This window comes from Vreelandella indica (assembly GCF_037070225.1).
GTDB classification, from domain to species: domain Bacteria; phylum Pseudomonadota; class Gammaproteobacteria; order Pseudomonadales; family Halomonadaceae; genus Vreelandella; species Vreelandella arctica.
In genome coordinates this window covers 1-21756 of sequence record NZ_JBANSO010000003.1, presented here as the reverse complement: position 1 = coordinate 21756, position 21756 = coordinate 1, and the positions used below count along the sequence as shown (strand labels likewise).

Sequence of the window (21756 nt, the reverse complement as noted above, 5' to 3'; positions counted from 1 at the left end):
ACAGATGCTAAAAAAGCATCGGCTGCTACGGATGAGCAGCCGATATTGGCATTGTTTCTGTCTTAGATTGCTCCTGTTTTAGATTGCTCTTGGCTTAGAAGGCCTCCCACTCAGTTGGGTGACGCTGATCGCTATTTCGCGGCGCGGGCCTCAATCGTGACTGAGCGGCTGGCAGCGCTGATGCAGTTGCTTCCATATCCCCCAGCACAAACGACTCAAGCAAGCGTGAAAGATGCTCTGCCCCTGCTCGCAGCCGCTGGGCTGAGGTGGCACTCTCTTGCACCATGGAGGAATTCTGCTGGGTCATTGAATCCATCTCGGCCACCGCCGTATTCACTTCACTGATACCCGCACTTTGCTCCCGCGCGCCTGAGCTAATTTCAGCAATTACATCGGTCACCCGGGTAATGCTATCGACGATCTCCTGCATGGTGGTACCCGCTTCGCGCACCAAGGCAGTGCCATCCTGAGTGCGCTCCATTGAGCTGTCGATCAACTGGCGAATCTCTCCGGCAGCGTCACTCGAACGGCTGGCAAGATTGCGCACTTCTTCAGCGACCACGGCAAAGCCCCGCCCATGCTCACCAGCACGCGCCGCTTCAACAGAGGCATTGAGCGCCAGGATGTTGGTTTGAAACGCAATAGCGTCGATGAGGGTGATAATGTCGCCAATTTGTGTGGCCGACTGATTGATTTCATCCATCGTATGCTCAACACGCTGCATAACGGAGTTACCTTTACGGGCAACATCCACAGCCCCTTGAGACAGCTGCGATGCCTGATCAGCGGCTTCGGTGGTGTGATGAACCGTAGAGGTAATCTCTTCCATGGAAGAAGACGTCTGCTGCAAATTAGCCGCCGACTGTTCCGTGCGTGTGGCTAACTCGTTAGTGCCTTGATCGATATTCTGCGACGCAAGCAGCACACTCTGGGTCGTGCGATGCACGTCTTGAAGGGTGATCTGCATCCGCTCGACAAAGGCGTTAAATTGCTGGGCCAAGTCGCCAATTTCGTCATTGCGCTCCACTTGGAGGCGCTGAGTTAAATCCGCCTCGCCCGTGGCAACGTCATGCATCGCAGCGGCGGCACGCTTCACCGGGCTCAGCGCCCGCTTGACCAGCCAGGCTGCCAGCACCCCCACGCCTAACAATAGCACCAGTGCGACAACGCCCTTGGCGATCAGGTCATGACGAAACTCCTGCCACGCCAGCGCCTCTACCTGCGCCAACCCCACATCAATATCGCTTAGGTAGATCCCGGTACCGATCATCCAATCCCATTCAGGGATAGCAATCGCCATGGAGTGCTTTGGCTCGATGTCGCCGGTGGCGGGATTAATCCACTGATAGTCGTAAAAGCTCGCGTCGCCCGAACGGGCACGTTCAATTAAGTCTTCCACAAAGGCGTTGCCTTCACTATCGACCAGCCCCACCATATTGGTACCCACCCGCTCTGGCGCAGCGGCCATCGCTCGCGCCGTGCCGTCAAAATCAAAGGCGAAAACATAGTTGGCATTGCCGTAGCGAAAATTCTGCAGTATCTCTTGCGCCTGCTCTTGTGCCTCTGACTGGCTAAGCTCAGCATGGTCAACGAGGTGTGAGACCGCATTACGGGCGGACTCAACTAAGTAGCGCACCGTCGTTTCACGCTCACTGACCAACACATCACGCTGCTTATCGAGCGTTTCTTGCATACTCGTTATTGAGCTGCGCACCTCCAGCGCTGACAGCACCAAGGCCAAAATCAGCATGGGAAGTAACACTAAAGCGACCATTTTCGCCTGCAGACTCATGCTAAAGCGTGCTTTATTTTTTTGCGCCATGCTCGACAATCCCCTTGTAATGTTTTGTTATAATTCATATATTTATAGGAACAGTTTACGTTAACGTAACTGTTGTTTATTAAACTTATCGCATGCAGTCGACCACACTCTATCGTTTAGGCCAATCATAATTTGGTATTACCTTTTGTATTCCCCGTTAAATAGCCTTGTATCTTCTCTAACTGCCTATGCCATGCTGGTCTTACTGCAACCACACATCACACCAGTCGCAATGGGAAAAAGCATATGGCACAGGTCAAAAAGCTAGACCTCGCATTACAAGGTGGTGGCGCTCACGGGGCGTATACCTGGGGCGTGATTGATCGCCTATTAGCGGATGAACGCATTGAAATTGAAGGGATCAGCGGCACCAGCGCCGGAGCGATGAACGGTGTCGTCATGGCCGATGCATTAACACGCGGTGGTAAAGAGACGGCTCGCCAGGCACTGTACGACTTTTGGAAAGCCGTCAGTCGAGCGGGTATGACAAGCCCAATCCGTCGTACGCCCCTGGATATATTGACCGGCAATTGGAGCCTGGATCACTCACCCGGCTTTATTGCTATGGATCTGCTAAGCCGCGTGGCCTCGCCCTATCAGCTCAATCCGCTCAACATTAACCCGTTACGCGATATCGTGGCTGAGCATATTGATTTTGAACGGGTTCGAAAATGCGAACAGCTAAAGCTGTTTGTGGCGGCTACCAACGTGCGCACAGGAAAGCAGCGCGTGTTTCGCCGAGAAGAGATGAGTGTGGACGCCGTGATGGCCTCCGCCTGCTTGCCGTTTATCTTCCAAGCCGTAGAGATTGACGGCGAAGCGTATTGGGATGGCGGCTATATGGGCAATCCGGCACTGTTCCCACTCATGGAAGAGTGCAGCGCACGGGATATTCTGCTGATTCAAATCAACCCCATTAGCCGCAATGATGTACCCACCTCTGCGTCAGCTATTATGAACCGTCTCAACGAGATCACGTTTAATTCAGCACTGATTAAAGAGATTCGCATGATCGCGCTGCTTAAACATGCGCTTGATGAGCAGGGAATTGAAAATTGCTACCAGCAGGCGCTTTTTCATCGTATCAGCGGTGAGCTGGCGCTTGAAGGACTCTCTGTGTCGAGTAAATCCAATTCCGAGTGGCCTTTTCTCTGCCACCTTTTTGAACAGGGCCAGGACGCCGCTGAACGCTGGCTAGGTGAACATTTCGATGCCATTGGCGAATACTCCACGCTCGATGTAGACGCTGTCTATTTACATGACTAGCGGCCTACATCAATAACGGGCTACGCAAATAGCGCCGATGTTTAGCGGCTCGACCGATGCCCTTTTAAGCACCAAGATGCCGCAAAAAAAAGACTGCATGCCCACTCATGCAGCATATTCACTTTGCCCATGCGCTAACAAAACAACAAAAATAAATTAAGATTATGATTTTTAACAACAAATATTCAACTGGCAAACTACCTGCATATTTTCAGTAGTGGTGGTAGGCGTGGACCAGGCCCAATTGGGTACGAGTGCGTCGAGCCTGACCTTCAATGGAGAAGGCATGTTCTCGTCAATTGCTGGCGCGACGCATTAATTTTCGCGTTTAGCGTAGTGATCAACTCGTTTTATGCCCCGTGAGGCCATCCCATGGACATACGCAACAAAGCCAACCGCATTCGGCTGCTTAACTTCTCGACCCCTCAAATGCGCGCTTTCCACTTTTCATGGTTTGCGTTTCATATCTGCTTTTTCGGCTGGTTCGGCATCGCCCCTCTTATGGCGATTGTTCGTGAAGACCTTTCGCTGACCCAAACACAAATCGGCAATACTATTATTGCGTCGGTGGCGATCACTGTCATTGTGCGCCTAGCCATTGGTGTACTGTGTGACCGTATTGGGCCGCGTAAAACCTATACCGGCTTACTGATGTTAGGTGCTATTCCGGTGATGGGTATTGGCTTAGCCGATAGTTTTGAAACCTTTCTATTAGCGCGCTTAGCCATTGGGGCCATTGGCGCCTCCTTCGTTATTACCCAATACCACACCTCAATGATGTTTGCCCCCAATGTGGTTGGCACCGCCAACGCTACCAGCGCTGGCTGGGGTAATTTAGGCGGCGGTACCACACAAATTCTGATGCCGCTGATCTTCTCAGGCATGCTGATGCTGGGCGTCAACGAAGCCTTTGGCTGGCGCTTAGCGATGATGGTACCCGGCGTTGTGATGTTCTTTACCGGGATCGGTTATTGGTTCTTTACTCAAGATGCACCCAACGGTAACTTCAGTGACCTGCGCGCAACTGGCGAGCTGCCTGAGGCGACCGGTGAAAACGGCGCAAAACATAGCTTTTTAGCCGCCGCCAAAGATATTCGGGTATGGGCGTTGTTTGTTGTGTATGGCCTATGCTTTGGCGTAGAGCTTACGATTAATAATATTGCCGCTATCTACTTTTTTGATAAATTTGACCTCACTTTAGCCACGGCGGGCCTGATCGCTGGCTTATTCGGCCTGATGAATATTTTTGCCCGTACTCTGGGCGGTGTCTTTTCTGATTTATTCGCCAAGCAAGGCGGCCTAAAGGGGCGTGTACGCTGGCTGTTCATTGCCTTGATTTGCGAAGGGATTGCGCTGGTAGCGTTCTCGCAAATGCATGTACTCAGCCTAGCGATTGGTATCATGCTGGTGTTTAGCCTGTTTGTGCAGATGGCCGAAGGCGCCACTTATGGGGTCGTCCCGTTCATCAATAAAAAAGCCCTGGGTGCTGTTGCGGGCATAGTCGGTGCTGGCGGCAACGTGGGCGCGGTCGGCGCTGCCTTCCTGTTCCGCAGCGAAAGCCTGAGCTATCAGCAAGGCCTGTTCTACCTGGGCATAACGGTGCTGGTACTGGCATCCTGTGTTTTGCTGGTACGCTTTAGCGACGCCACCGAAGCCGAAGAGGCCAAAGCCTACCGCGATGCGGTTGGTGACGACGTTGGAGCAGGCGCTCTCTCGCTTCGTTAAGTGCTTTCCAACACACTCAAGTACACTCCCATACGCCCTTATCCAGTTAGGTAGCGATATGGGAGTGTTTACATTTAGGCGGCGAGCCCTTAAGGAAAATTCTATGTCTTCAGCGCAGCAACTGCTCTTAACCGCCATCCGTTGCGATATCGAAAACCTTACTCACCTTGCCACCACCGCCGATATTGTTGGTGACATTAGCCGCTTTATTCATATGCTCCAACGTGAACGAGGAGCATCAACGATCTATCTAGCCTCTCAAGGCCAGCGTTTCAAAACCCGCCGCGATACTTACCGCCAACACAGCCAGCAGGCGGAAACCCTAATGCGCCAACGGCTGGAAGCGCTCAGCCAAGAGGCTCGCCCCCAGGCAGCCGCACGCTTACTACGCAGGATTGCCGCCGTTTGGTATGCCCTTGATGAGCTTGATGAGCTTCGTCTGGCTATCGACACCTTTGCCATCTCGCCTGATGCAGCCACTCAGGCTTTTAATCAACTGACCAGTGGGCTGCTAGCGATTGTATTTGAAGCCGCTGACTCCTCTATCGACCCTGATATCACTCGCCACCTGGTTGCCATATTTCACTTAATGCAGGGCAAAGAATTAGCTGGCCAGGAGCGAGCCTGTGGCGCATTCGGCTTTACCCATGGCCACTTCGATGAAGCACACCGCGCTTTATTGAATCAGCTAGTGACTGACCAGCAGCGCTGCTTTGACACGTTTGTTGAGTTTGCTACGGCTGAGGCGCAGCAGTCATGGCAAAAAGAGCTTTCGCCTCGCACCCTGGCCGGTATTTGCCATTTACGCGACATCGCCTGCCAGCGTCATTCGGCATCACAAACACCACCTAAAGACACATCCGATTCACTGGGTGAAACCTGGTACGAACTGACAACGCTACGTATCGACTCGATGAAAACAGTTGAGGACGCATTGATCACTCAGCTGAGTGTGCTTTGTCACCGCAAAATCGCTCAGGCCGAAGACGGATTGGAAAAAGCCAAAGCAGGGCCCTCTCGTCCTACGCCTGCCCCCTGCGAACACTTACTAACGCTGGCGGGTGCGCAACCACTAGGTGACCTGACAGCCAACGCGCTAACCTCACCGCTCGGGCGCTCGCTGATTGAACTCACCCAGGCCCAGGCCAGCCGCTTACAAGGGCTTAGCGATGAGCTTGAAAACACCCGTAAAGCGCTGCGTGAACGCAAACTGATTGAACGTGCGAAGGGGCTTATTATGGCTCATCAAGAGATGAGCGAAGAAGAGGCCTACCGGTTTCTGCGTAAAACCTCCATGGATCAAAGCAAAAGCATGGCGGATATGGCCCAAGCTATTCTGGATCTCTCTGCAATGCTGAAACGCAAAGAAGATGGACACGCCCGCTAACGTTAAGTAGCAGAGCCGTACCGCAATGGTTAGTTAGGTATGTTTGCAGGATGCCACTCTCTTAGCCATGCTAAAGGCTTACTTAGTTAAACAAGCAAGGAGTGCAACCCATGCATAAAGGCGTGTTATTGATTACCGGCGCATCCAGCGGTATTGGTGCGGCTACCGCCCGAGCAGCTTCTCGCGAAGGCTACAAACTGGTGCTGGCCGCCCGTTCAAATGAAAAGCTCACCGCTCTGGCTCAAGAGCTGGGCCCAGAAAACGTACTGACCTGCGAGTTGGACGTGACTAATTTTGAGCAGCAGCAAGCCATGGTGGAACACGCACTTGAAACCTTTGGCCGCCTGGATGCGATCTTTGCCAACGCCGGTCGCGGCGGCTCACCAGGCGGGTTTAGCGGTGCGGATCACGACGCATGGCGTGAGATGATTCTTACCAATGTCTATGGCGTTGGGCTCACGATTCAAGCTTGCTTGCCCGCCTTAAAGCGTAGCAAAGGGCATGTGTTATTAACCGGTTCAGCGGCAGGCCGGACGACTATCCCAGGCTCAATGTATAGCGCTACGAAATGGGCGGTCACGGGGATTGGCTATAACCTGCGTGAAGAGCTACGTGGCACCGGTATGCGCGTGACGTTGATTGAGCCAGGCATGGTCGACACGCCTTTCTTTAATGAACCACCAGAGCATGCACTAGAAGATCGTGATATCGCCAATGCCGTGGTTTATGCGCTTGCACAACCTGCTCATGTGGATGTTAATGAAATTCTTATTCGCCCCACCCCGCCGCTTGAGTAAGCGTAATCGTACCGTCACTCCGCTCTCACCCAATCTATACCGGCACACGTCACATCTACATGGCTCAGACCTTGCAATTTATGTTCACTGACCGCATAACGTGTAATTACCAAGCGCGCTAAGTAATTTTTCCACTCAATGCGCCCACGAATTAACTTGCAGGTGACCCATGAGCCAACTCGCTTCCACAGCGCTTTCCGTTCTTGATCTGGCCCCTATCCGCCAGGGCGGCAGCGCCGCTGAGACCTTTCAAGACAGCGTCTCGCTGGCACAGTTAACCGAGCGGCTAGGCTATAACCGTTACTGGCTAGCGGAGCACCACAATATTGCCGGTATCGCCAGCGCCGCCACCGCTGTGCTGATCGGTCATATTGCTGGGCAAACGTCCACCATCCGCGTGGGTAGCGGCGGCATTATGCTACCGAACCACCCACCGCTGGTGATTGCTGAGCAGTTCGGCACGCTGGAAACGCTCTATCCTGATCGTATTGATTTGGGGCTAGGCCGCGCGCCCGGCTCAGACGGTGCGACGATGCAAGCCATGCGGCGCAACGCCCATGCCGGCGTCGACGACTTTCCGCAATTGCTGAACGAATTGCGCAGCTACCTGGCGGATGCAGACCCGCAGCAACGGGTGAAAGCTATCCCAGGCCAAGGCACCCATGTGCCCATCTGGTTGCTGGGCTCTAGCGGCTACAGCGCACAGTTGGCAGCTAAACTGGGCTTGCCTTTTGCGTTTGCTGCTCAGTTTGCGCCAGGCTATTTATTTGAGGCACTGCGCTTATATCGCGACAACTTCCGCCCTTCCGAGCACTTGGATAAGCCCCATGCGATGGTCGGCCTGCCCGTGATGGCGGCAGAAAGCGATGCGATGGCCCACTACTTGGCCACCACCGCGCAGCAGAAATTTCTGAATCTTATCCGCGGCAAGCCAACCCAGTCGCAGCCGCCCGTGGAGCAACTAGACTGGTCGCCGGTTGAGCAAGCCCAAGTCAGTCAGTTTTTAGGTGCAGCGATTATTGGTGGGCCAGAGACGGTCAAAGCAGAGCTTGAAGAGTTCCAAGCCCGTACCGGTGCTGATGAATTAATGATTAATAGTGATTTTTATAACCATGCCGACCGGCTGCGCAGCTACGAGATTGTGGCTGAGGTCGCCCGCTGAACGGCGGCTCTACTATGTCTACATTTATGTCTACATTGCATTTCGCCCCTATGTCGGACGAAGACTTCACCAGTTTTTGGCCTACTTTCAAGGCGATTGTCGAGGCGCAAGAGACCTACGCCATTGATCCCGACATCAGCTTTGAAGCTGCCCGAGAGCTATGGTGCCGCACACCTAAAACCAGCGTGGTCGTTAAAGATGAACACGGCCACGTACTGGGTGCTTACTATTTAAAAGCCAACGCGGCAGGCCCCGGCGACCATATCTGTAACTGTGGCTATATGGTGACACTCGCCGCACGCGGAAAAGGGGTAGCACGCGCCATGTGTGAGCATTCACAGGCGCAGGCTAAGGAGTTAGGGTTTCAGGCCATGCAATACAACGCCGTTGTAGCAACGAATGAGGTTGCCGTCGCGTTATGGCAAAAACTGGGATTTCAGATTGTAGGCACCGTTCCTAATGCCTACCGACACGCGCGCCTTGGTTTTGTCGATACCCACGTGATGTATAAAGCGCTATAGCGATAGCGTCAGGCGGTTCTCAGTCAGTTTAGACATTGACTCTTTTTGTGACGCTTTGCTGCACATGACACTTTTTCTGACCGTTTCATTGCAGCAAACGTCGCGCATATTGAAAGCTTTTCCGGTAAAGTCATTCTCATAACATAAATTAAACGTTTGGTTGATAAGCATCTATTGATCGCCCTAACCATTCGGTATGACTCAAACCACGGTAAAGCTTTTTGTAATGTTCTATAGCTCCTCGTTTTTCTCGCACTTCTCGCTGCGCTCGCGTTTTATCACCTTGATTGCCGCCTTGGTATTTGCCACGACGCTACTGCTTGGCTGGGTGGCTTCTCGTGAATCGGCTGAGCAAATGGAAGCCAATATTGGCAATGCGGCCTCTGAAGCGGCTTACCAAATGGTTGATAAGCTGGATCGCAGCATGGATGCCCGTATTAAAGAAGTGAAGCTGCTACTGGGTATCCAAGCGCTCACTAACGGCACGAATACTAGCCTGCTACGTGAGCAGCTAGAGCGTTTGCAAGATAATCATAACGTTGTGTCGTGGATCGGCTTCACCGACCCTGATGGTGTTGTTCAAGCCGCTACTGAGGGGATTTTAGAAGGCGTTTCAGTCGCTCAACGCCCCGTCTTTATGGAAGGACGCAAGGCGCTCTGGGTAGGTGACGTGCATAAAGCTGTCATGTTGGCTCAATTGCTGACCAACCCCAGCGGTGAAGAGCTTCAGTTTGTCGATATCGCGACTCCGGTGTTTGACCGCAACGAAGAGTTGCAAGGCGTCCTGGCGGTGCATTTAAGCTGGCAATGGGCTGAGTACGTCCAACAATCCATGCTTACGCCTTCTGGATATCTGAAAGACACTGAGACACTGCTGCTCTCCGCTAACGGCACAGTGCTATTAGGGCCAGAGACGCTGATTGGCCAATCGTTAGACAGCCTGAAACATATACCGAGTTCCACCACGACATCACCACAATGGGCGATTGAAACATGGCCCAACGGCGAACGCTTTGTGACGGGCTATGCACACAGCAGCGGCTTTGAAGATTTTCCTGGTTTAGGTTGGATAGCGGTTAGCCGTCAACCCGTGGCTACCGCCTTTGCACCTGTTGAAAAACTGCAAGATGCCATTATGGGAACAGGTCTATTACTTGCATTACTGTTTGCTATAGTTGGCTGGATAATCGCGTCAAGACTCGCGGCTCCTCTCACTCGCTTAGCCAATGCTGCCGACAGAATGCAGGATGGCGAACACGCCGATAGCATTCCGCTTGAAGGTGGCTCTCCAGAGCTTAAGCACCTATCGACCTCTATGCGCAACATGGCCACCCGCTTACTGGATCAGCGCAGCACTATTAACCGCTTAGAAGACTTAGCCAATACCGACCCGTTAACAGGCCTGCCGAATCGTGCGTTTTTAAATCAGTACTTACAGCTTGCGATACCGGAGGCGGAAAGAAACCAACAGAGTATGGCTGTCATCTTTATCGACCTGGATGGTTTTAAACAGGTCAATGATGAGCTAGGCCATCATGCGGGCGACCTCCTGTTGATTGAGATTACCCAGCGATTGAAAAGCGCACTACGCAGCGGTGATGTGGTAGCCCGAATGGGCGGTGATGAGTTCGTTATGGTGCTTAAAACGAAGGAAGAGCATCTTGAAATGCTCACCCATGAGATTAGCAGACGCTTACTGAGCTCCATCGACCAACCCGTTTTATTACCTGATAACGAGCAGGCACGCGTTGGAAGCAGTTTAGGCGCCGCTTGGTGGCCCCACCACGGGCTTCATATCAATACCGTTCTGCAACTTGCGGATGACACGCTGTATGCGGCTAAAGCTAAAGGCAAACATCAGCTTGTTATTCACTCCGCCTGATTAACGGATTCGAAACAGCGTTGCAGCTGCTGCTCTGCAGTGTCGCTGCCCATCGCCGTTAACTTGGCAATATTGCGTTCGGGAATAGCGTCGGTATCGCCATAAAACTCGATAGCCTTTTCAACGCTCTCTTCGCGTAGCAGGTGCACCATGGCGTAGGGAGAGCGGTTGGTATAATTAGAGGCATCATCGGGTTCGGCACCGTCAAAGCAATAATCTGGGTGAAACGTGGCTAACTGATAAACACCTTCATAGCCCTGATCGACCAGGATGCTTTCAGCAAGCTCCACAAAATCCAAATAGTGATCAAAGCTTTTGAACAGCGTCGGGAACACCAACAGCGTGGTTTCTGTTTCGGGGTGCTCATCCAACCACTGCACTTCCACCATCAATTCCTCAAGCGCCACTTCAATTTTTTTAGAGCGCACCACTTCCACACGAATCGTTTCACGCTCCAACTCCCGCTGCGCAAACGGGCAAATGTCATGCGCCACAATAAAGGTGCGCACCCAGTTCAGCGTTTGCGCGACTATTTGGTTATCTGTGTGCATAGCACTCCCTTTACTCATCTGGACGGCGACGGAGGACATTATATGGGTAGCAGTTTACACACTGCAGACACGCTGTGTCGTCGCTACTGAGGCAGTTTCTCCTGCTAGGCGTGCTCTTGATAACGTTTTAGGGCAACTTCGTAAGATTTATGAATATGATCATCCATTAATTCACGCGCTGCTTTGGCATCACGCTGTAATGCCAGCTCCACGAGTTGATGATGCTGCTCGTCCAGCTCTTGACGAATCGTCGGCATTTTCGGCCCCAGGCGGCGATAGCGGTCAAACTGATCATGCAGCTGCTCAATAAAACGCAATAACCAAACAGAGCCACAGGGGGCGACTAACGTACGATGAAATTGAGTATGCAGCCGCTCCCACTCCTCGCCTTTATCCAGAGTGATGTCGGCCCGCTTGAGGCGGTGCGCCGCGGCTAATAAGTCAGCCTCCCAGAGCGAATCACCGTTAGCAATGGCCCGCACTAATGCCATGCCCTCCATTTCCAGGCGCATCTGGGCGATATCATCCAGCTCATCCCGTGAAAGCTTCGGCACACGAAAACCGCGTTGATTTTCCTGAATTAATAATCCATAAGCCGCCAATTTATTAAGTGCTTCCCGCAGCGGGCTTAAACCGACTTGGTAGCGTTCTTTGAGCGCATTGATGGCGAGTTTTTCTCCCGCTACAAAGCGTCCACCGACAAGATCCTTACGTAAATTATCAAATACGCGACTTGATGCAGTACCTGCTGGACCTACTGGCGTTGCTACCTTGGGTAAAGAATTATTCATGACGATATCCTTTATTCATCTCAGCTCCCGCTGTCCATTTAGTTTTTCACGGTTGACGTCGGATCGGGCACTACCTATATTCTATTTTAGACAAGATAATCGATTTTTTAACCAACAAACGATAAATAAGGTCTGGGTATGCTTCTGATCACCCCATTAGCTTTGCGGGAAACGCGTCCATGAAAACACGCGGCGCCTGCCGGCAACTGTTCTGGGCTTTTTTCCGCGTCGGCATTTTTGGCTTCGGTGGTGGGCCCGCCATGATTCCCCTGGTGCGTGCCGAAGTTGTCACCCGCCATCACTGGCTCACCGATGAAGAGTTTGCCGACGTACTGGCGATCGGCAATACCTTACCCGGCCCCATAGCCACCAAAATGCCAGGCTATATTGGCTACCGCGTAGGCGGTGTGATCGGCTGTATCGCTGCCGTTATTGCCATTATCTTGCCCATGATTGTGGCAATGATTGTCATGTTAGGCATTTTTAGCCGATACCGCGATGTCGCGTGGATTCGCGGCATGGGGCAAGCGGTGGTCCCCGTCGTGATGGTGATGATGGCACAACTCACCTGGGATTTTTTTGATAAGTCAAAGGCTGCACTTGGCTGGCTGGTCAGTATTGTCATGGCCGTTATTGCCGCTGGCTTGATCTATTGGCTTGGCATTCACCCCGGCTGGGTGATTGGCGCCATTCTCGCTGCCGCCCTACTGCGCCCTGCCGGTAAGAAAAAAGCGGAGGGGCCAGCATGATTTATTGGGAGCTCTTTTTAGCTTTTTTCATCCCGAACATTATTGGCTACGGCGGCGGCCCGGCGATTATCCCTCTGATCGAGGCTGAGGTGGTTGGCCGTTATGACTGGATGACCGCGCAAACGTTTGCTGAAACATTAGCCCTCGGCAACGCCCTGCCCAGCCCTATCGCCACCAAAATGGCGGGCTACGTGGGTTATGAAGTCGCTGGTATTGGCGGGGCCTTCATCGCGGTGGCCGCCACGGTCATCCCGACGTTGCTATTGATGCTCGGCGCACTGGGGCTGCTGTACCGCCATCGCGATTCACCAAGGGTTAAGCGCATGAGCCAGTGGGTTCGCCCGGTTATTGCCATGATGATGGCCTGGCTCACCTTGGGGTTTCTACTTGAGAGTCTTAACACCAGCGGAGCGATTCATACGCTGATTATCGGTGCAGTGGCGGCTATTGCACTGATTCGCTTCCACACACATCCTGCGTTTGTGGTCATAGCCGCCTTGATTTATGGAGGGCTCTTTCTCGGCTAACACTCATTAACACACGATCTCTTACAAAGACGATTGTGTGGTGACAACAAGAACCCGATAACGGGACCACGCGCTCACCACGCCGCTGCAGTTGGGGCGGCATCCCACAACACCAAACTCAATCTATAAAGGTGTATAAGAATGACGCGTTCAACATTTACTCTAAGCACGACTCTAAGTACTACCCTCGCCGCCATCGGACTTGCGTCTAGCATGGCAATCGCCTCCACCGCCCAGGCTGATTATCCGGAGCAGGATATCCGCTTGATCATCCCTTACGGCCCGGGCGGAGCAACCGATATTCTTTTCCGGCTCATCTCCCAAGAGGCTGAAAAGACGTTGGGTGAATCCATCGTTCCCGTCAATATGGCGGGCGCAGGGGCGACCCTGGGCTCTCGCAATGTGAAAGATGCCGACCCCGATGGCTACACGCTCCTTGGCAGCCACGACACCATTGCGCTTTCTAAGTTAGCAGGCACCGTCGATTACTCGTTTGATGCCTTCGAGCCCGTCGCACTACTCACCCAAACCATCAATATTCCCACTGCACATGCCAATCACCCTGTGCAGAGCGCCGACGCAATTGCTGATTACGTGAGCGAAAACCCAGGCCAAGTACGTTTCAGCATGATTCCTAGCTCTACTGACCACTTTTTCTGGGCACAGTTTTTCCAGGAAGCGGGCATCGATATGGCTGATGTGCGCTTAGTTGGTTACCCCGATACGGGCGAACAGGTATCGGCGCTGATGGCGGAAGAAGTCGATTTCGCCATGTTTAACTTGCCATCAGGCGGTGCATTTTTTGAAGACGGTACCTTCCGCGCCCTTGGCATCGCTCATCCAGAACGTCTTGAAAGCATGCCGGATGTCGCCACCCTGCGCGAGCAAGGCATTGAGATGGACCACTCCACCAGTCGCGGCATTTTCGCTCCCAAAGGCACACCTCAAGAAGTCCTCGACACCATCGCTAACGCTTATGGACAAGCCCTGGAAAACGAAGAAGTACAGAGCCGTATCGAAAATGAATTTGGCTCTGTCGTCAGGTTTCTAGCGGGCGATGATTATCAAGCGTTCCTAGATGAAAACGAAGCTGCGCTGAGTGCTGCTGCCGAAAACATCGATTTCCAGAACTAATTCATACAATTTTGCATCAATCTTTAAGAGAGCAAACACATGATAAATCCTGTGAAATCAACCTTTTTAATTACCACGATGGCCGCGATATCAGTTGGAAGCTTCACCGCCACCACCCAGGCTGACGAATTTCCAACTCAAGATATACGTATGATTATTCCTTACGGGCCCGGCGGGGCTACGGATATTATTTTCCGTTTGGTTTCCCAAGAAGCGGAGAAACACCTTGGGGTATCAATTGTGCCCGTCAATATGGCAGGAGCAGGAGCAACATTAGGGTCACGCAACGTAAAAGATGCTGACCCCGATGGCTATACCTTGCTTGGTAGCCACGACACCATTGCGCTATCCAAATTAGCAGGCATGGTCGATTACTCATACGACGCATTTGAACCCGTCGCGTTGTTGACTCAAACGGTCAATATCCCCACCACTTATCCAGGGCATCCTGTTGAAGATGCAGGAGGAATGGCTGACTACATTCGTGAGAATCCCGGTGAAGTTCGCTTCAGCATGATCCCAACTTCCACTGATCATTTTTTCTGGGCGCAGCTCTTTGAGGCAATTGACGTCGATATAAGTGATGTAAGGCTAATTGGTTATGCCGATACAGGTGAACAAGTCTCGGCTCTGATGGCTGAAGAAATAGATTTCACAATTACCAATATCCCATCAGGCGCATCTTTTTATGAGAATGAAACACTGCGTCCACTCGGGGTTGCACACTCTGAAAGGCTAAACGGTTTAGAGAATGTTCCAACTCTTAATGAGTTGGGTATTGATATGGAAAACGCCACTAGCCGGGGGTTATTTGCGCCTGAAGGCACACCTCAAGAGCGTATAGATATCATCGCAGACGCCTATGAAAAAGCGCTTCAGAATGAAGAGTTGATCGCACGCATAGAGAATGAATTTGGATCGGTTCCTCGCTTCCTGGCTGGTGAAGAGTACAGAGAGTTCCTCGTGAAAAATGAGGAACGATTGGCGGAAGCGGCTAACGATATTGATTTCGACAGTTAAGGCTTTTCTCCCCGCAGGTCAGTATCTAGATGGCATGCGCGGGAGAACGCTATGGAGAGTTTTCTATGCTGACGCTAACTAAAGACCGCGCCCTGGCGCTGGCGCTGCTCTTGATTGTGGCCGTCATGTGGGTGGAATCAGGCAGCATTGCCCCGCCCACCAGCTGGCAGCCGTATGGGTCAGCGCTGTTTCCACGCATTTTATTGGTAGTGATCGGCATTTTTTCACTGCTAATTCTGGTGCGCTCCTTATTGGTAAAAGTACCTGAACGGGCTGGCGCAAAGCAGCTCATTAATGAGTGGTTTCAAAGCCGGCGCACCATACTCGCTCTGTTTCTACTGTTTGGGCTTTATGCCGCGCTCCTTCCAGTGGTGGGTTATATCGCAGCCACCATAGGCTTCTTGGTCGCTTCCCTTGCGCTACTAATGGGGATCAATACGCGACGTAAATGGATGATCAATCTCACGCTCAGCTTCACCTTGGCTATCGTGATATTTGTCGTTTTCCGCTATGGCCTGAATGTTTGGCTGCCTTAACCTGGAGTAAATAATGACGAACTTTTTCCTCCAAGCGCTCGCTGAGGTCGGCACACCATCGGTCCTGGGCCTGATCGTTATTGGCGTACTGTTTGGGATTGTGGGCGGTAGTATTCCTGGTTTTACCGTCACCATGGCCATTTTAGTGGTCTTCCCATTCACGTTTGCCATGGACCCGGTAAGCGGCGTTTCATTGATGGTCGGTGTGTTTGTAGGGGGTTACTCAGGCGGCATTGTGTCTGGCGTTATGCTGGGCATACCCGGTACACCCTCTTCGATCACCACCGTATATGACGGCTACCCAATGGCACAGAAAGGCGAACCGGGCCGCGCCCTAGGCATTGGCGTCGCTTCATCGTTTTTAGGCACCATCATCAGCGTGGCGGTCCTGGTCTTCTTCGGCCCGCTAATTGCCAGCTTCAGCATGAATTTCCGCCCTTGGGAAATCACTGCGTTAATCGTTTTCGCGCTGACGCTTGTGGCAGGGCTCTCCAGCGGCGCTCTGCTCAAAGGCCTGATGGCCGCTGCTTTGGGGCTTTTGATTACAACCGTTGGTTATGACCGCAACAGCAATCTGCGCTTTGACTTTGGTCTTCCGGCGATGGGTTCTGGGTTCGAAATTCTGCCCGTGATGATCGGCATATTTGCCTTCTCCCAACTGCTTGGCAATATCGAAAAGCTTAAGGATGAGAAAAGCGAAGCCAAGAAAATCGATACCAATGTGACGATTCCCTACGGCCAAATAATCAAAGATATGACGGGGCAAAAGCTGAATACGCTGCGCTCTTCTTTAATTGGCAGCTTGGTGGGCGCCCTTCCTGGCACGGGGGGCACCGTCGCTAACTTTTTGAGTTACGACCAAGCCAAGAAATTCTCTCGTCATCCGGAAGAGTTTGGCACCGGCACCCCCAGTGGCATCGTGGCTTCTGAAGCCTCCAATAGCGCGGTAGCAGGCGGTGCGTTCGTGCCAACACTTGCACTGGGGATACCGGGCGATTTGCCCATGGCGATCATGATGGGCGTACTGATTCTGCACGGTATTACGCCAGGTCCCATGATGTTTGAACAAAACCCGGTGTTGGTGGGCGCTATTTATGCCAGCCTGCTAATTGGCGCAGTCGTCATGGTGTTATGCAACCTGCTGCTCGTGCGCTGGTTCGCCAAAATATCGTTGATCCCCCAACAGATCCTCGTTCCCGTCGTATTAATGCTGTGTGCCATTGGCGCCTATGCCCTGAATAACAACCTGTTCGACATTTGGGTGCTATTCATCTTCGGCATCATTGGCTACCTGCTTTGGAAAGCGGAAGTACCGCTGACGCCGTTAATACTGGGTGTGGTGCTCGGCGACAATCTTGAGCGCCAGCTATTCCGTGCCCTTGAGCTTAATGAAAGTTGGATGACCTTTTTAACTCGACCACTATCTGCGCTTTTCTTAGCGCTAGCCGTCGCTTCCATTCTGTTTTCGCTCTATCAGGATCGTAAGATCCAGCGCTTAAAAAATGCCGCTCTGCGCGAAAACATTTGATATTCAAATAATTTAGATCAACAGCACTGCTTAAAAGGAAACTGGTATGCAACAAGATGCACTGTACTATCCCAGCGCCTCGCGCAGAATGGCCACATTTGGCAAACGCGGCATGGTCGCTACTTCTCAACCATTAGCGGCGCAGGTGGGTATTAGCATTCTGCAGCAAGGTGGTAATGCGATTGACGCCGCGATTGCCGCCGCCGCTGCATTAACGGTAGTGGAACCCACCTCGAATGGGATAGGAAGCGACGCCTTTGCTATTGTCTGGGTCGACGGCAAACTGCATGGCCTCAATGCCAGTGGCCCCGCCCCGCAAAAGGCTACCATTGAAGCACTGAAAGCACTCGGCCATGACACCGTGCCAAACCACGGCATGCTGCCCGTTACGGTACCCGGCGCTCCTGCTGCGTGGGCAGCTCTGTCTGAGCGCTTTGGCAAGCTGCCGTTTGCAGAGTTGCTAGCCCCTGCCATTGCGCTGGCAGAAGAAGGCTTCCCCGTCTCTCCCGTTATTCATCAAATGTGGAAGGACGCCTTCACCAACTATTCAGCTTATAGCGAGGCTTCTTTCAAACCTTGGTTTGATACGTTTGCCCCCGAAGGTCGGGCACCGGAAGCTGGCGAGCTGTGGCGCTCGGAAGGCCATGCTAAAAGCCTAAAAGCGATTGCCGACACCCACGGCAAGGCATTTTATGAAGGCGAACTGGCCGAGGCTATCGACGCCTTTTCCCGCGAACACGGCGGCCTGTTGCGCAAAGAAGACTTGGCAGCTTACCAGCCGGAGTGGGTCGACCCGATTAGCGTTCGCTACAAAGGGCATGATATTTGGGAGATACCGCCCAACGGCAGCGGCATGATCGTACTTCAAGCGCTGGGTATGCTGGAGCACTTAGGCGAAGAAGGACGCGATCCGGTGGAAACGCTGCACCGTCGTATTGAAGCCACCAAACTAGCCTATGTCGATGGCTTCGCACATGTTACCGACCTGGATGCTATGCGCCCCACCATTGATCAGATGCTGGCCGACGACTATTTGAAGTCCCGTGCTGCACTGATTGGCGAACAGGCAGTTGACCCAGTACACGGCAACCCGATTCAGGGCGGCACGGTGTATCTGGCAACGGCTGACAGCGATGGCAATATGGTGTCACTGATCCAAAGTAACTTTAAAGGCTTTGGCTCAGGCATGGTCGTTCCCGGCACTGGCATCAGCCTGCAAAACCGTGGCTGGTCGTTCTCCCTCGACCCACAGCACCCTAATGCTTTGGCGCCCGGCAAACGCACCTATCACACCATTATCCCCGGGTTTATCACCAAAAATAATCAAGCCGTTGGGCCGTTTGGCGTGATGGGCGGCTATATGCAGCCGCAAGGTCATGTGCAGGTAGTAACGGCGATGCTAGAAGATCAGCTTAACCCCCAAGCAGCCCTCGATATGCCCCGCTGGAAGTGGACCAAAGGCAAAACCATCGAAGTGGAAGCCGATTTTCCCAATCACCTAGCGCTGGCCCTCGCCCGCCGTGGCCACGACATCGTCAAAGTTGCTGACTCTATTAGCTTTGGCCGAGGTCAAATCATTTTACGCGACCCTGAAACGGGCGTACTGCAAGGCGGCACCGAGCCGCGCACCGACGGGGCAGTGCTGCCCTGGTAAATCGCTGTCCTGATAATTATCCATACTGGTAATTCCCTCTCCGCCGCGTTGCCGTTGAAGGCAACCGGCGGTTGAGCTGGCTATCCACGCTTAACCACCGCATCATGGCACTCCTTTTTTACTCGGTGTTTTGCCAGTCTAACTATGTCACCACCACCTTCTGAATCTACTTCCTCCTCACCGTTAAGCGGTTTTTTTGGCGTATTCCGCTATAGCCGACGCGCGCTTGGTTTAGTATGGGAAACCTCTCGCTGGATGATGCTGGGCTTAGCCCTTTGCACCTTAGTGGCGGGGGTACTGCCCGCGGTGGCGGCCTGGGTCGGGCAGTTAATTGTCGATGGCGTGGTAAATGCTATGGAGACACACCGCGAAGCCAACGATCCCAATTTGCTGGTTTCTATCACGCCGGTGTTGAAACTGGTGGGGTTTGAAGCCCTGATCATTGGCTTAATCGCGTTGGCCCAGCGCGGCCTTTCGGCCCAGCAGTCGCTGTTAAGAGCGCTGCTGGGTCAGAAGGTCAATGTGATGATCCTGGAAAAAGCGGGCACGCTGTCACTCAGTCAATTCGAAGACTCTGAGCTTTACGACCAGCTCACGCGTGCACGGCGTGAGGCCTCTACGCGCCCACTTGCGCTGGTGAATAAAACCTTTGGGCTGCTGCAAAATGCGATCTCACTGGGTAGTTTTGGGGTATTGCTGGTGCAGTTCTCTCCTTGGGCACTGCTGATCCTGGTAGCTGGCGCGCTGCCAGTATTTGTATCGGAGGCCAAGTTCTCGGGTGATGCTTTTCGCCTGTTCCGCTGGCGCTCACCGCAAACCCGTATGCAGATTTATTTAGAGACGGTACTTGCACGGGAAGACAGCATTAAAGAGGTCAAACTGTTTGGTCTTGAAGGGTTATTTCTTAAACGCTACCGCGATATTTTTACCCAACTGTTTGCAGAAGATCGTCGTTTAACCCTTCGCCGGGAAAGCTGGGGATTTCTGCTCGGCTTGCTCGGCACCCTAACGTTTTATTTAGCCTATGGCTGGGTAGTGATTGAAACGATTGCCGGAGCACTTACCCTGGGTCAAATGACCATGTATTTGATGGTCTTTAAGCAAGGCCAAGCGGCACTTTCCGCCAGCCTGACTGCCATTAGTGGTATGTATGAAGACAATCTCTACCTTTCCAATCTTTATGAGTACCTGGAGCAGCCGGTTGAGGCCGATGCAGGTACCCTAACCCAGGGTGCACTGCCTGGAGATGGGCTGCGCTTTGAAAATGTCAGTTTCTCTTATCCTGGCAGCGATTCTGTTCTCCAATATCCGGTTCTACACAATATTTCGCTGCACCTCTCCCCTGGGCAGAGCTTGGCGTTGGTGGGTGAAAACGGCTCTGGCAAGACCACGCTGATCAAACTTTTGACGCGGCTCTACCAACCTACTCAAGGCCGCATTCTATTAGATGGCAGCGATCTACGTGATTGGAACGCTCAAGCACTGCGAGAGCGTACCGGCGTCATCTTTCAGGACTTCGTGCGCTATCAGCTACAGGTGGGTGAGAACCTTGGCGTGGGCGATACCCATGCCTTTGACGATGAGCAGCGCTGGAAGCAAGCCGCACGGCACGGCATGGCGGACGACTTTATTACCCGCATGGCGAACGGCTACAAAACCCAACTGGGCCGCTGGTTTAAAAATGGCCAGGAACTCTCTGGCGGCCAGTGGCAGAAGATTGCTCTCTCACGTGCGTATATGCGTGAAAACGCCGATATTATAGTGCTTGATGAACCCACGGCGGCGATGGATGCCGCCGCTGAAGCTGAAGTCTTCGCCCGCTTTCGTGAACACAGCCGCGATAAGATGGCGATACTGATCTCGCACCGCTTCTCCACAGTACGCAGTGCTGATCTTATTTTAGTGATCGACCAAGGGCATATTATTGAACGCGGCACCCATGAAGCACTGCTGGAAGCTAATGGACGATACGCAAATCTGTTTAGGCTACAGGCCAAGGGATACAAATAAAAACAATTCTTAATCAATCCACTCAAGTTAAAATGTAAACAAAAGTGACAGGTATTACAAAGCGATCGACCAGGTTAATACTTTAAAGGTAAGCTGCGCTCATTATTCCTCACTACTGGAGTGGAAAAATGAACCGCTTTCATCAGATAAAAGTTAAATACGCACTTGCTTTTATAAGTGTTGCATTAGCTCTACTGGTTATTGTCGTAGCAGACGCACTGCTCGTTAACATGATAAAAGCCCGCTTACATACCTTTATTACTAACTATATCCCTGCTACATCAACCGTACTGAACGGAGACCGCGACCTGTATCAAGCACGAGTGGCTGAAATCGAATACCTGTTATCAGCCCCCAGTTCCGAGCGCGCACCAGTACTCATCGCCGAATTTGAAGAGAATGCCCAGCAAGCTTATGATCGCATGCAGGCTTATCTCCAACTGATGCAAGAGCAACCTGAAACCAACACTCAAACCGCAAATTTCGAAGTTCTTTATAGCGATTGGAAACTAGAAGCAACACGCGTTTTCGAGCTGCATCAAAACGGAGAAACGGCTGAAGCATTGAGTATGCTAAGTACCTGATCTAAAGTTTTCGTGTAATATCCATGCCAGGATTTCTGACACGGACAGAACCATGGAAAAACGCTTCGTTGCCCCTCTCACTGAACCTGAACAACAGACGCTGACCTCCG

General features: G+C 52.5%; 19 protein-coding genes. 16 read left to right on the top strand and 3 right to left on the bottom strand.

Annotated features, from left to right (window positions below):
- Positions 1–94 precede the first annotated feature (94 nt).
- Positions 95–1822 carry a methyl-accepting chemotaxis protein gene (locus V8L71_RS02685; protein WP_336273127.1) on the bottom strand — a complete coding sequence of 576 codons (1728 nt, stop codon included), beginning with the start codon at positions 1820–1822 and terminating at the stop codon, positions 95–97.
- Positions 1823–2068: 246 nt separating this feature from the next.
- Between V8L71_RS02685 and V8L71_RS02680 the strand changes: the two genes are divergently transcribed.
- The 7 genes from V8L71_RS02680 (at position 2069) to V8L71_RS02650 (ending at position 10562) form a co-directional block, all read left to right on the top strand.
- Positions 2069–3088 carry a patatin-like phospholipase family protein gene (locus tag V8L71_RS02680; protein ID WP_336273126.1) on the top strand — a complete coding sequence of 340 codons (1020 nt, stop codon included), beginning with the start codon at positions 2069–2071 and terminating at the stop codon, positions 3086–3088.
- 372 nt (positions 3089–3460) lie between these two features.
- Positions 3461–4813, top strand: a complete 1353-nt coding sequence (locus V8L71_RS02675; protein ID WP_008957708.1) for an MFS transporter — start codon at positions 3461–3463, stop codon at positions 4811–4813.
- Positions 4814–4916: 103 nt separating this feature from the next.
- Positions 4917–6200, top strand: coding sequence for a nitrate- and nitrite sensing domain-containing protein (locus V8L71_RS02670; RefSeq protein WP_336273125.1), 1284 nt, complete (start codon positions 4917–4919; stop codon positions 6198–6200).
- A 110-nt stretch (positions 6201–6310) separates the two neighbouring features.
- Positions 6311–6997, top strand: a complete 687-nt coding sequence (locus V8L71_RS02665; protein ID WP_336273124.1) for an SDR family oxidoreductase — start codon at positions 6311–6313, stop codon at positions 6995–6997.
- A gap of 169 nt (positions 6998–7166) precedes the next feature.
- On the top strand, positions 7167–8159 hold the full coding sequence (locus V8L71_RS02660) for an LLM class flavin-dependent oxidoreductase (protein WP_336273123.1): 993 nt from the start codon (positions 7167–7169) through the stop codon (positions 8157–8159).
- Between the two features lie 26 nt (positions 8160–8185).
- Positions 8186–8680, top strand: coding sequence for a GNAT family N-acetyltransferase (locus tag V8L71_RS02655; RefSeq protein WP_336273217.1), 495 nt, complete (start codon positions 8186–8188; stop codon positions 8678–8680).
- Between the two features lie 196 nt (positions 8681–8876).
- Positions 8877–10562 (top strand): sensor domain-containing diguanylate cyclase, encoded by a 1686-nt coding sequence (locus V8L71_RS02650; RefSeq protein WP_336273122.1) that lies wholly within the window; start codon positions 8877–8879, stop codon positions 10560–10562.
- Here the strand turns inward: V8L71_RS02650 and V8L71_RS02645 are convergent.
- A complete protein-coding gene (locus V8L71_RS02645) occupies positions 10550–11113 on the bottom strand; it encodes a DUF1415 domain-containing protein (protein ID WP_336273121.1) in 564 nt (187 codons plus the stop codon). The two genes, V8L71_RS02650 and V8L71_RS02645, sit on opposite strands and share 13 nt — an antisense overlap.
- A 104-nt stretch (positions 11114–11217) precedes the next feature.
- Positions 11218–11904 carry a GntR family transcriptional regulator gene (locus V8L71_RS02640; RefSeq protein WP_336273120.1) on the bottom strand — a complete coding sequence of 229 codons (687 nt, stop codon included), beginning with the start codon at positions 11902–11904 and terminating at the stop codon, positions 11218–11220.
- Between the two features lie 179 nt (positions 11905–12083).
- Here V8L71_RS02640 and V8L71_RS02635 point away from each other — a divergent pair, with 179 nt between their 5' ends.
- The 9 genes from V8L71_RS02635 (at position 12084) to V8L71_RS02595 (ending at position 21646) form a co-directional block, all read left to right on the top strand.
- Positions 12084–12653: a chromate transporter gene (locus V8L71_RS02635; RefSeq protein ID WP_336273119.1), complete on the top strand. Its 570-nt coding sequence runs from the start codon at positions 12084–12086 to the stop codon at positions 12651–12653.
- On the top strand, positions 12650–13180 hold the full coding sequence (locus tag V8L71_RS02630) for a chromate transporter (protein ID WP_176304723.1): 531 nt from the start codon (positions 12650–12652) through the stop codon (positions 13178–13180). Before V8L71_RS02635 ends, V8L71_RS02630 begins: the two co-directional genes overlap by 4 nt.
- Before the next feature lie 141 nt (positions 13181–13321).
- Positions 13322–14314 carry a Bug family tripartite tricarboxylate transporter substrate binding protein gene (locus V8L71_RS02625; protein ID WP_336273118.1) on the top strand — a complete coding sequence of 331 codons (993 nt, stop codon included), beginning with the start codon at positions 13322–13324 and terminating at the stop codon, positions 14312–14314.
- Positions 14315–14353: 39 nt separating this feature from the next.
- Positions 14354–15334 carry a Bug family tripartite tricarboxylate transporter substrate binding protein gene (locus V8L71_RS02620; protein ID WP_336273117.1) on the top strand — a complete coding sequence of 327 codons (981 nt, stop codon included), beginning with the start codon at positions 14354–14356 and terminating at the stop codon, positions 15332–15334.
- A gap of 65 nt (positions 15335–15399) precedes the next feature.
- Positions 15400–15870 (top strand): tripartite tricarboxylate transporter TctB family protein, encoded by a 471-nt coding sequence (locus V8L71_RS02615; protein WP_335597292.1) that lies wholly within the window; start codon positions 15400–15402, stop codon positions 15868–15870.
- Positions 15871–15883: 13 nt separating this feature from the next.
- Positions 15884–17398 (top strand): tripartite tricarboxylate transporter permease, encoded by a 1515-nt coding sequence (locus V8L71_RS02610; protein ID WP_336273116.1) that lies wholly within the window; start codon positions 15884–15886, stop codon positions 17396–17398.
- Positions 17399–17444: 46 nt separating this feature from the next.
- Entirely contained in the window at positions 17445–19052 is a 1608-nt protein-coding gene (locus V8L71_RS02605; RefSeq protein ID WP_176304903.1) for a gamma-glutamyltransferase family protein, read from the top strand.
- A 144-nt stretch (positions 19053–19196) separates the two neighbouring features.
- Positions 19197–21062, top strand: coding sequence for an ABC transporter ATP-binding protein (locus V8L71_RS02600; RefSeq protein ID WP_336273115.1), 1866 nt, complete (start codon positions 19197–19199; stop codon positions 21060–21062).
- Positions 21063–21190: 128 nt separating this feature from the next.
- Positions 21191–21646, top strand: a complete 456-nt coding sequence (locus tag V8L71_RS02595; RefSeq protein WP_336273114.1) for an MCP four helix bundle domain-containing protein — start codon at positions 21191–21193, stop codon at positions 21644–21646.
- Positions 21647–21756 lie beyond the last annotated feature (110 nt).